Origin of the sequence: Stenotrophomonas sp. A3_2 (genome assembly GCF_036624925.1) — a bacterium.
GTDB classification, from domain to species: domain Bacteria; phylum Pseudomonadota; class Gammaproteobacteria; order Xanthomonadales; family Xanthomonadaceae; genus Stenotrophomonas; species Stenotrophomonas hibiscicola.
In genome coordinates this window covers 1-345 of the sequence record NZ_JAZKVY010000047.1, presented here as the reverse complement: position 1 = coordinate 345, position 345 = coordinate 1, and the positions used below count along the sequence as shown (strand labels likewise).

1 protein-coding gene is annotated in these 345 nt (G+C 74.5%); it reads left to right on the top strand.

What is annotated here, in order from left to right:
* Positions 1 to 345, top strand: a 345-nt coding sequence (locus R5H29_RS00735) for a hypothetical protein (protein ID WP_332328568.1), incomplete at both ends; no start/stop codon positions are given.

Below are 345 nucleotides of genomic sequence, written 5' to 3'. Positions count from 1 at the left end.
GAGCAGGGCTTCACCGTACAGCCGACGGCCGGCGGTTCGCTCGACGTCTCGCGCGGGAGCCTCGGCACGACGATCGTCGCGGGCGCGTTCGCCGGGCAGGACATGCACGTGCGGTTCGACGTGCATTTCACCCCGGATGCCGAGGGCACCCTGGCCGCGTTCGAGCACTCCGCGGTCGGGGGTTTCTTCAAGGGCGGGGCCATCGGCGCGGCCAAGGCGGGCGATGTCGTCCGCGACGCGGCGCACCTGGCCGGGGTGCGACTGGCGCAACAGGGGGTCCTGGTCGGGGGCGTCCCGGACGGAGTCGTTCCCGAACCCGCCGCCGCCCCGATCGCGGGCGACCCG